General features: G+C 31.6%; 10 protein-coding genes. 7 read left to right on the top strand and 3 right to left on the bottom strand.

The genetic code is table 11. The features are described from left to right. Positions 1-282: 282 nt before the first annotated feature. The 7 genes from BN2144_RS14400 (at position 283) to BN2144_RS14430 (ending at position 7,445) form a co-directional block, all read left to right on the top strand. A complete protein-coding gene (locus tag BN2144_RS14400; protein WP_230199752.1) occupies positions 283-843 on the top strand; it encodes a Tn7 transposase TnsA N-terminal domain-containing protein in 561 nt (186 codons plus the stop codon). Beyond that, on the top strand, positions 836-2,830 hold the full coding sequence (locus tag BN2144_RS14405) for a hypothetical protein (protein ID WP_033828927.1): 1,995 nt from the start codon (positions 836-838) through the stop codon (positions 2,828-2,830). Before BN2144_RS14400 ends, BN2144_RS14405 begins: the two co-directional genes overlap by 8 nt. 17 nt (positions 2,831-2,847) lie before the next feature. Then, on the top strand, positions 2,848-3,846 hold the full coding sequence (locus BN2144_RS14410; protein ID WP_033828928.1) for an ATP-binding protein: 999 nt from the start codon (positions 2,848-2,850) through the stop codon (positions 3,844-3,846). Between the two features lie 42 nt (positions 3,847-3,888). After that, entirely contained in the window at positions 3,889-5,460 is a 1,572-nt protein-coding gene (locus BN2144_RS14415) for a TniQ family protein (protein WP_075047844.1), read from the top strand. A gap of 186 nt (positions 5,461-5,646) precedes the next feature. Further along, the gene (locus BN2144_RS14420) at positions 5,647-6,018 is read left to right on the top strand and encodes a nuclear transport factor 2 family protein (RefSeq protein ID WP_033828929.1); all 372 of its coding nucleotides are present in this window, start codon (positions 5,647-5,649) and stop codon (positions 6,016-6,018) included. 27 nt (positions 6,019-6,045) lie between these two features. Next, on the top strand, positions 6,046-6,477 hold the full coding sequence (locus tag BN2144_RS14425; protein ID WP_033828930.1) for a GNAT family N-acetyltransferase: 432 nt from the start codon (positions 6,046-6,048) through the stop codon (positions 6,475-6,477). Positions 6,478-6,668: 191 nt separating this feature from the next. Then, a complete protein-coding gene (locus BN2144_RS14430) occupies positions 6,669-7,445 on the top strand; it encodes a hypothetical protein (RefSeq protein WP_033829051.1) in 777 nt (258 codons plus the stop codon). A gap of 742 nt (positions 7,446-8,187) precedes the next feature. On the opposite strand, the gene BN2144_RS14435 is transcribed toward BN2144_RS14430, so the two are convergent. From BN2144_RS14435 to BN2144_RS14445, 3 genes are read right to left on the bottom strand one after another with little or no spacing between them, the layout of a single operon-like run. Next, a complete protein-coding gene (locus tag BN2144_RS14435; RefSeq protein ID WP_033828931.1) occupies positions 8,188-8,910 on the bottom strand; it encodes an ABC transporter ATP-binding protein in 723 nt (240 codons plus the stop codon). Continuing rightward, positions 8,907-10,046, bottom strand: a complete 1,140-nt coding sequence (locus BN2144_RS14440) for an ABC transporter permease (protein WP_033828932.1) — start codon at positions 10,044-10,046, stop codon at positions 8,907-8,909. Before BN2144_RS14440 ends, BN2144_RS14435 begins: the two co-directional genes overlap by 4 nt. Beyond that, positions 10,043-11,197: an ABC transporter permease gene (locus BN2144_RS14445; protein WP_222860099.1), complete on the bottom strand. Its 1,155-nt coding sequence runs from the start codon at positions 11,195-11,197 to the stop codon at positions 10,043-10,045. The genes BN2144_RS14440 and BN2144_RS14445 overlap by 4 nt, the downstream gene beginning before the upstream one ends. Positions 11,198-11,242: the final 45 nt, after the last annotated feature.

Genomic DNA, 11,242 nt, shown 5'->3' on the forward strand with positions numbered 1-11,242 from the left:
AATATTGATTTTACAATACATACTTTTGATTTTGTACATATTTTTTTGTCTTTATTTATGGACAAGAAACTATGTACATTTTATAATAGAGACAAAAAAGTTTGTACTTTATGAAAATTCATTAAAGTATATCAAAAACCATTATAATGATACATGCAAAAAAAGTGAGTTAATTCTGGAGGCGATGGGAATATGTACACCCCAGTAATAACTGAGGGAAGTAAGCGATTTGGAAACAATAGATGGCATTCATATAGCCCGAAATTAAAAAGGAGGGTCTATTTGTTTAGTGATTTGGAGTATGAGCATTGGTTGCTTATAGAATCCGATCCAAATATTGTTGATTTTTGCGAACAACCTCTAAAAGTAACTAGCTATATTAATGGTAAAGCCAAAAGTTCAATCTTCGATATATATATTAAGTATGCAGATGGTAAACAAGAATTTAGAGAAATTAAATATTCTACAGAACTTAATAAAGCTAATATAATTGATCAAATCGCTGTTCAAAGGGCTTGGTGTGACGAAAATGGATACGAACATCTAGTCCAAACTGAGATTGAAATTCGAGAAAATAGGTTACTACTATCTAATTTGAAACTCATATTAAAAACAATCAAACAATATGATACCCCCACTGATATTGAAAAATATAAAGTCCAAAAAATCGTAAATGAAAACTTACCTCATAGAATGTCTCTTCAAACCCTGTTACAACATTCAAAAATAGTTACCCATAGATTTTATTTAACAATTGGCTGGATGATTATTAATGGGGAACTACAGTCCAACATATCCCAAAGTTATTTCGGGCTTAATACCGAGGTGTGGATAAATGAGTAGAAGAAGTATTGAAAATTTAAATATTAATCCAGATTTACTAGATACTTCGCTTTGGCCAACAGTATTAGTTGATAGTCTAGGACCAGATCATCGTAATTTATTCTTAAAAAGAAAAAAGGCTATTGACTTATATATTTCTACAGAAATGAAGGTTAAAGATATAGAATCCGAAACAGGATTAAGGAGAGATGAAATTCATAGATTTGTTAAGAGATGTTTAGAAAAAAACAAATTGGGTGAAGTAATGGGCTATAGGGGCTTGATTCCCTATAAGAGATTAAAAGACTACAATAGAAAGAGCTTTCCAGATAATAAGGAGAAGGAATCCAAAAATTATACAGGATCTTTCGGATTATTGCTCGATACTTACCCAACTCTAAAGGAATTAATAATAGATTCGTATCTAAATAGAAAGAATAGTAAGTATGAAATTATTGATCCAGTTATCAATATAAGGAATTTACACAAGAAGTTCATTAATGAGTGCAGGGTTTTAGGAATAAAAATGAATGAATATCCCTTTAATACAAAGACGTTGGCAATAAAGTCACTTGAACGGTATGTAAAAGAACTTTCAAAAACCCACTTTGTTGAAGTAGCGAAACGAAATGGTGATCAGGCAGCTATGGTTGCTAAAAACACAGGCATTGGAAATAAAAACAACCCAATGTTCGTTAGACCCCTTGAAAGAGTGGAATTTGACGGTCATAGAATAGATACCTCGATTGCAATCATTTTTAAAACACCAGAGGGTGATGAGGTTGTCGAGGTAATGAATAGAATTTGGATACTTTCAATTGTCGATGTCGCAACGAGGGCAATATTAGGGTATCATCTTTGTCTAAATAAAGAATATTCCTCTCACGATGTTTTAATGTGCATTAGGAATGCCATTTTCCCTTGGAAAAAAAAATCACTTACAATCGTTGGATTAAATTATTCTGAAAAAGCAAACTTCCCTACAAACTTTATTCCCGAAGCAAGTTATGGAGTATGGGATGAGTTTTGCTATGACAATGCGAAAGCTAATATTGCAAAAATTGTAAAGGAAAAACTTGTTGACTTAATTGATTGCTCTATAAATATGGGACCAGTTGCTGTTCCAGTTCGAAGACCCATCATAGAACGTTTTTTTCGAACTTTAGAGAACAATGGATTTCACAGATTACCATCTACTACTGGAAGTAATCCACAAGACCCAAAAAGAAAAAATTCTGAGGAAAATGCTGTTAAATATAGAATAACTGCGGAACACTTAGAAGAGCTAACAGATGTGCTAATTGCTGAATATAACGGAACTCCACATGAAGGTAATAATAATCTTAGCCCATTAGAGGTTTTTGAACAAAGAGTGGCTAGAGGAATGACCATACTACAGCTACCCGAAGAAAGACGTAATGAAATGTCCTTTTTTTCTTTAGAAGTTACAAGAAGAGTGAATGGAAGCGAAAAGGATGGAAGAAGACCATATATTTTTTATGAAGGAGTCAGATATACAAATGAAGTGCTAAATCATTCACCCCATCTAATCAATAAGACACTAAATTTGTTAATCAACACTGACGATTTAAGAGTAATAAAAGCATTTTTAGAAGATGGAAGTGAATTGGGTAATTTAATCGCTACTGGTAAATGGGGGATAACACCCCATGATCTCCGAACTAGGAAAGCCATAAACAAATTGAAAAATAATAGGATAATACATTTCACTCAATATGACGACCCGATAAGAGTTTATCAAGAATATTTAGAAAAAGAGGCACAAAAAAACAAAACAAACAGAAATAAATTGGCTTCTCTGAAAAAAGAACAAAAGAGCAAGGAAGAACGATACCAAGTAGGAGAGTCTACTGAAGCTAAACAAAATAAAAAAGATATAGATTCGGAAATTGTTTCTGAATTATCGAATAGAAAAAGACAAAGAGAGATTATAACAGAAGAGCAACACACCGATCAGCGAATCCTAAAAAGAACTATAACTTACTAATTGTAGGAGGTTCGGAAATGTCAGAAACCCTAGAATCGAATCATGTTAATAGGGATACAAAAAGGCCCTATATCCCAAAAGGAACGCATCCTATTGAAACTGGTAAATATTTAATCTCAACAAACGAGATTGATAGAATGTATCAAACGGTAAATAAATGGATTGAAAACAGAACGCCGGGTGCTATAATATATGGTCGTCCTAGGCTTGGCAAAACGAGAGCTATATCATATTTACTCAATTACTTGCCACAAGATTTTGGTGAAAATACGCCAATGTATCATATCCGTTGCCGAAAATATAAAAATCCTAATGAAAATTTTTTCTTTGAAGACTTATTAAACGCCGTTGGACATTCAATAATTACAAACGGAAAATCCAATATGAAAAGAACAAGGCTATTAAGATTTCTAGTAGAACGTGCTGACTTTGCTGGTAATAATAAGGTTATTTTTTTTATTGATGATGCTCAAAGACTTGTAGAAATTAATTATGATTGGTTAATGGATTTATATAACGATTTAGATCATTATGGTATAACTCTAACTACTATTTTGGTTGGACAAAAAGAATTGGTTCACCAAAGATCTGCATTTATTAGCGGAGAGATGTTTCAGATAGTAGGTCGCTTTATGAGCCAAGAATATCAATTTAAAGGAATTACATCTTTAAATGATTTAAAGATTTGTTTGATGGGATATGATGATTATTGTGAATACCCCTCAAATAGTAATTGGTCTTTCACCAAATATTTCTTATCTGATTCCTTTATAAGAGGTTATAGATTACAACATTCCGCTGAAGAATTATTCCAGGTTTTTGTTAATTTAAGAAGGGAGTATGGTCTACCACAAAAAGTTGAAATTCCCATGCAATATATAACTTTGACAATCGAATATGCCTTAAAACGATTTGGAAATAACGGTTTGGATTTGGCAACAATAGAAAAATCTCATTGGGAAGAAGCTATTAACAATTCTGGTTACATTCAATCAGAATTGTATCAAATTAATTAGTAAGATTATTAGTTATTACTTGTGCTAAGGCGGTGAAAAGCTGTGATCTCTCAATTTACTTGGTCTGTTAATTGGATTCAGGATTATGAATCTCCTTGGGGAATACTTGAAAAGTTTAAGTGGGCTAATGCTGTTGATGGAAATACTGTTTTAGCATTAATCGGAAATGAAAATGTTAAGCAGTTAAAAAATATATCAAATGCTGGTAGCCGTCACCGTAACTTGATTTATTTTTTTAGCATTGATTCTAAAATGACTGAAAGAATAATTGGAATGGATCTAAAAGACTACCATGATAACTTAGTAGAGAAAATAATACATATAATCCCTAACATTAAGAATGAAAGTAGTTATTTTCACACCCATTTGTCATATTGCCCTAGTTGCTTGAGTGAAGGATATCATAGTATTTTACACCAAATTAAATTTTTTGATTACTGTATTTATCATCCTAAACAAAAAATAATTGATAGGTGCATAAAATGTAATCGATTAATGCCAGAATATCTTATTAATAAAGGTAATCAAGAGGCTTTTCATTGCAACTGCGGCCACGATTTTCTTTACTCAAAAAACATAAGATCTATATTTTTATCATGGAAAAAGCAACTAAAAATACAAAATAACATTATAAAGTCTTGGCTTAAATTACCTAGAAAAGAAATTCATAAATACTATCTAATTTACCCCTTTGATAATTATAAAAAATATCTTGAAGTTGATAAAAAAGATAAGGATTACCTGAGACTCATACCCGAATTATTAATTAATGCTTTTAGTGAGGATACTCTGAATAAAGAAATAATAAAAATTTCCTCTGGGGCAGAAATCTTTAATATTAGAAATAATCATCTACAATTAAAAGATAATTATAAAGAACTTTTTCCTCATCTATTTTCTTTTTCGTCCTATAATTTCAAAGAAAAATATAGAATAGACAGTATCTACTTTGAAATTTATAAACAAACTAGAGCTATATATAAAGCTATTACTCGATATATTCTCCGTAAGATTATTAAAGAACACAGCAAATGTGTGAAAATATTTAATAAAGCAAGGCAGAACGGTGATATATGTCCTCACGCATTTGCATTTGTTTTATGGAAAATGGAATGTGAAGGTGTTGATGCTTTTTGGAAAATAGAAAATCATCATAAATCATATAAAACCTATGAATTTAAATGTTTGAGTGAAAGGTTTAGTATCTATCTTGCCGGCTCCTTCATGACTCACTTGGAGGAATTATTAAATCCAACCTCCACGGAGAACAGATTGAGTTTAATGGACTGCAATATTAGTAGTATAAAATATATAATTGACAAAATTCTTTCACACTTATTAATTGAACGTTATATTAAATGGCTGGAGGTAGTACAAAATCCGAAAAAGTTTAATCGTATTTATCCGGATGATTCCATACCAATGTACATCGCTAAGATTCCCCAAAGTTTTCATGGGGAAATAAGTTTCTACTTTCCGAAAAACCGCATTGATTATATGAAAAATATTATTCAGGATATAAGTGAAAATCTTCCCTGTCCTTTTAATAAGAGGGTTAAATATCCTCCTTTTAGATCTCCAATCAGAATTGCTATTGATAAAATGGATTCTTAAAGGTGGGAATATTCCCCGAAAAACAGTCCGCTTTATGATGATGACTCTCTAACAATAAGTGTTTATATTACAAATGTGAGTCTGTGAAATTTTTCAAGTGAACTGGTCCATTTAGGGGAAGAAGGAATTCTAAGAGAGAATATTGAACTATAAATTTAAAAAGAAAATTGCTAGGGGGGAGATAAGATGGTTGAGCGAGAAAAAATTATCGAAAACTATTTTCAGTCTTGGATAAAGAAGAATTGTCAAATATTGAGAAAAACTTTTGACTTAAACGCAGTATATAGTGAATGTTATGGACCTGAATACCATGGATTAGAAATAATCGAAAGATGGTTTGCGGATTGGAATAAGAGAGGAACAGTTTTATTATGGGATATAAAACAATTTATACATCAAGGCAATTTAACAGTTGTTGAATGGTACTTTAATTATGAATATGACGGAGTGGTCGGAGAATTTGATGGTGTATCTTTAGTTGAATTTAATAATGATAACTACATTGTAAACTTAAAAGAGTTCCAATCAAAAACACCACACTATAGCCCATACAAGTAAAATGCATAAAATAGGGAGATATAAAAAATGAAAATCAGAGAAGCAAAAATAAATGATATTGTGGAATTAACTTCACTGGTGGAACAACTTGGTTATCCTACAACAATTGAAAGTATGAAAACACGATTTAATAATATTGAATCGAGTCCTGACTATCACACTTTATTGGCTTCTTTTGATGGCAAAATAGTTGGGATGATAGGATTGATTAAAGGTTATTATTATGAAATGGATGGCTCCTATGTTCGTATTGTAGCCTTTGTTGTAGATTCTAAATTTCGTGGAAAAGGGATAGGGAAAAAACTTTTGGAAGAAGCAGAATCTTGGGCAAGAAGCATTGGAGCTACTGGTATCGGATTAAATAGTGGGAACCGATCAGAGAGATTTAATGCACATAAATTTTACAAAAATATGGGATATGTAGAAAAAAGTATCGGTTTCGCAAAAAGTCTTATCTAAATCCCCTTTGATACAGAATAAAAATATGAAGAATTATACTTAAACCAACTGGTGAATTAGTCCAAGAAATATTATCGCTTGTTTTTGTTTAAGTTATTCTATCAACGTGACAGGCTAAAGATAAATTCGTTAACCAAAGTAAATTATCAATTAAAATTTGAAATAAATAAAAGAACATTTAAGGAGTGTTTATATTGTTAGCAACAAAAGACATTCTCGCAACTTGGGAAAAGTTTAATGATTTTCCTATGGAAACTTTGACTAAAGTTTGGTTTTATAAAAAAGGTAGTAGCAAGAAACAACGAGATGTCTCTCTTATGCGAGAACATAGACAACAATATGGGTTGTCAGGGAACTGCTTTGATCTTGCCATTTGGTTGCTAGATGAATTTAAAAAGGATGGTATTAAGTCTTATCCTATTGGTCATAACCTAAAAACAGAAAATGCTCACGTGGCCGTAATAGCATTGAACGAAAAAGGTAATCGGTATTTTTGTGACTTAGGAGACCAATGGTTAAATCCTATTTTAATTGACATAGATAGCGAGGATTACACGAATGAAGAATTGAGTGGCTTCTTTCCAGGAGCAAAGGTACAAGTTCAAGCCAATAAAAATGATATAGAAATTCTTTACCATAGACCTAATGGGAAGATTTCAAAACAAATATTTAATTCAAAGCCATTTGAAATGGACTATTTTTTACAGGCTGCTGAGTATTCTCAAAATCTAATTAAACCAAGACCTTTATTAGAATGTAGAGTACCTTATAAATCTGAGATTGCTCATTGGGAGTTCTATAACTGGGAAAGTTTTTTAAGTACAAGTGAGGGGTTGTTTAAGGAACCCAATTTAGAAAGTATGGAGGAGTGGGTAGAAAAAATCAATCTAAAAACCGGTTATAACAAGGAAATATTGATTGATGTTTTAAAGATTTACAAAAGTATTCAAACCGGAAATCCATTTTAATACTCTAATAAATGGATTCTTCAGTTTAGTGGGTAAGTTTAAAAGGCTATTAAGACATACACATAATTTAATGATTGTAAAGCATTATACTTAACCTAAAAGGTACCGTTAGTGAAATAAGAATCACTAAAATGATCCGCTTTATTTCAAAATTAAATAAACAGACGGTCGGTTAGACAAGAAAACAATCAAAGTTTGTACACACTTTTTTGTCCTATAAAATATACAAATGGTATTGTACAAACTTTCTTGTCTTAATTGTACATAGATTTTTGTACTTGAACAAATTATCAATTAGAGGGAATAGAGCTTCATATGAACGTTTTTTCTAGTTTACATAATATGAATTATAGGAAGTAAAGGAAAACAACATAAAAATTGTCTCAGTGATTAAGTAATCTTAATAAATTGAGATAGAAAAAATTATTGGAAAGACTTTTGTTCTATTTCTTTACTTGTTAATCCGACAGAAAAAATCATTGTTAGGAATGACATTTCAATTGCTGTGTTCATTGATTCCATATGTGCATTTTATAAATAAGTTTACATAATTTCTTGATTCATTTATCTTGTTTTAATAAAAAAATGTATTGATGATTTGTACGCTTTGTAACTTGGACTTGTAACATTTCCTACAAGTTTACATAATGTTATTATAGACAACTTATTCTATTAGGAAATCTCCATCACCTATAAATGAGATAATTTTACTAAGGTGACACTTATAGTTGATGGAATGTTCTCAATTTAATAACGTATATAATACCTCTTCTTTGTTTTTTAACCTTTTTCCTTCGAACTCCAATTGATTCTCTGCTTCTTGAATGGTTCCAATAAACGAAAATTCCCCTTTTTTCAATACTCCTATTCGATCGCATAAAGAAAGAATTTCATTGCTATCATGAGTTGTATAGATGACGGTCATTCCTTGCTCAGCCATTTCCTTAATGAAGCGAGTAATTTCTATTTTTGACTGAATATCAATTCCTACCGTTGGCTCATCCATTAACAAAACTTGTGGATTATGAATCAGTGCAACCGCAATATTTAATTTTCGCTTCATTCCACCTGAAAGATGACGAACTTTCGTTTTCCATTGATCTGTAAGCTGTACTTTTTTACATAACTGATAAAGTTCAGTCTTATTTATCCGTTTTTTATTTAATCGATTCCAGAAGAGAAAGTTCTCTTCAACAGTCATTTGCTGCCAAAGTGCAATATCTTGTGGAACAAATCCAATCATATCGCGGATCATTTTTCTGTCCCTCATAACATCATAGCCATTCATAGTTATTTTACCTTGATTAGGTAATTCATTCGTTGCTAATATGGAGAGTAAGGTTGTTTTTCCTGCTCCATTTGGACCAATTAAGCCGAATATTTCTCCTTTATGGACGGCAAAGGAAATATCTTTTAAAACTTCCTTTTTTCCATATTTTTTACGAATTGCTTCTACATGTATCACTTTATTTTTTCGAACCTCCATAGCATAACAAAATAAACAATACTGGCAATCAAGGTAAGGAACAAATAATAAGTCGTGTTCCCTATTCCAGTAAGAATTGTTTGAGGAAATAGCCAACGAATGTCTAGAGGTAGCTCTTCATACCATTCTGTTACCGGAAAGAAACTTCCGCCAAAAATCCCTATCATAAAAACGAAGATAAAGCTAATGAAATAAAAATGATTTCCATTAGAAAATAAACTAGCTAAAAACGAAATCAAAATAATAATTAAGTTGATGAAGTAAATCATTTGAAATAAATGTATCATTGTTAATTCAAGTTCTAGGAGTCGCTTAAACAAAATGAAGGTAATCCCCGCCTGAATACAAAATAAAAGCGATAGTAAGGCAATCCGTCTTGTTATATAAAATTGTAAACCTTTACTCGTCGTTTTTATTCGCGGTAAGATTCGCTCCTTTTCCTTTACAAGCCAATCGAGTGAAAAAATAATAAAGAACATGGAAAAAAACGACCATAAACCTATATATGGAAATATACTTACACATTGAACGGGTGGAGAAGTCTCTGTTCCATTTTCATGAGCTGTTTTCGCATTTACTGTCATTAACGGCTGAGGCTCCCATTGGCCATCGGAAAAACGATACGCTTGTTCCCATAAACGTTCAGCAGTTTGTTCATTCTGTAACCCCATCTGTTCATAGTTCATAACAACCCAATTTGCTGCGATACTATTGCTCGATAAACGAATCACTTCACTAGCAACGACTTCCTGAATAATACCGTTTACGATAGAATTCTCATTTGTCCAAACATCGACTACTGCTCCTACTTGATTTTTTAACACATTTTCTTGAAATCTATTTTTAATAATATAAACAGAATCTACTTCATTTTTCATTAAAAGACGTTCTGCCTTATCCCTCGTTACTACGTATATTTCTATCTTTGATTTTTGTTTCAGTCTTTCGATTACTTGCTTAGAAAAAAATGAATGATCCTCATCAATGAAAGCTATCGGAATGGCAAGTCCATCTTCCGCTTCCACTAAAAATTTACCAAGAAAAAAAGTGAGAGCAATTGGTAGAAGAAAGATAAATAGGATCGTTTCTTTATTTATTAGTACATTTTTTATCAATCTATACCACCTACTCTACTATCTTTCTTCTGGAAAAATAATAATATTATTAGCATAAGGAGTGTGCAAATGTTAAAGACGATAAGACTAAGAGCGTTTCCTTTCCCACTAATTAAAGAAAGTGCCCAATAGTTTATGGTCATTTTGCCAACTTGTTCTAACCAAATTGGGTAATAGATTACTGGAATGATATGTCCGCCCCCAATTATTCCAATGATAATGATACAAAATCCTACAGTCATGAATATTTTATTACTACTACATATTGAACTAATAAGTGAGAATAAAAGTGCGAATGATAAAACGACGAGAAATGATTGAACGGTAAGCTGGAACCAATGAATGTCAAAAATAAGTGAAAGTAAAATAACGCAAAAAGTACTTAAAATAGTGATCACAATAAATGATGTGATCAAACTTGCCATTGTATTCGCTTTGGCCGTTAATCCTCTTGTCATTAAGCGCAACTTTAATGATGTTGATATGTTGAACTTTAATAACAGATAAACAATAAAACTCCAAAGCATCATCGTTAAAACATAAAAAGAATTCGAGTAATATTCGAGTAAATGATGATTTATACTCGTTTTCTTTGTAACTTGGAATATTTCACCTCGGCCTAATATATGAAGTGCAAATGTTGCAAGGCTTTTATTATATTCTTCGTTAATCCTCTCTTCGTCTACATTGGCTTTTTCTAAAAAGTGATAAATCGTATTTATACCACTCTGTGCAGCTGACGTAAACTTTGTTGCACTTTCCAATAATTGGACAGTTAAAAGTGACTGAATTGGCTTCTTTACATTACTGATTACAGTTACAGGCGTATTTATGCCAATACTCACATCATGGCTAAATCCATTAGGAATGAAGATTATTGCCGTGATTTTATTTTTCTCCATCATTTGATTTGCACTTTTCTCATTTAACTCGGTAAATGTAATGACTTTAGCTATTTGTTCATTTTCCTTTAAATGCTGAATGATAAACTCAGTAGCCTTTGTTCGGTCATTGTCAACAATTGCAACTTGAAACGGCTCGACAAGTCCATCTTTTGATATTAGTTGAATACATATGAACCCTATGCCGGATAGAACCAGCATAGGGGCAATAAAAAGAATAATGCCTAGTCTCCAAAGCTTTATGAACATTTTTAGCTGAAAGAAACTATAAAATAGAGTCTTTTTCATCATTCA

The sequence above is a fragment of the Bacillus andreraoultii genome, assembly GCF_001244735.1.
In the GTDB taxonomy this organism is placed as follows: Bacteria; Bacillota; Bacilli; order Bacillales; family Caldibacillaceae; genus Caldifermentibacillus; species Caldifermentibacillus andreraoultii.

What these genes read in the sequence shown, in the direction of transcription:
- BN2144_RS14445 (WP_222860099.1), bottom strand. Translation starts at nt 11,197, where the DNA reads ATGTTCATAAAGCTTTGGAGACTAGGCATTATTCTTTTTATTGCCCCT.
- BN2144_RS14420 (WP_033828929.1), top strand. Translation starts at nt 5,647, where the DNA reads ATGGTTGAGCGAGAAAAAATTATCGAAAACTATTTTCAGTCTTGGATA.
- BN2144_RS14405 (WP_033828927.1), top strand. Translation starts at nt 836, where the DNA reads ATGAGTAGAAGAAGTATTGAAAATTTAAATATTAATCCAGATTTACTA.
- BN2144_RS14410 (WP_033828928.1), top strand. Translation starts at nt 2,848, where the DNA reads ATGTCAGAAACCCTAGAATCGAATCATGTTAATAGGGATACAAAAAGG.
- BN2144_RS14425 (WP_033828930.1), top strand. Translation starts at nt 6,046, where the DNA reads ATGAAAATCAGAGAAGCAAAAATAAATGATATTGTGGAATTAACTTCA.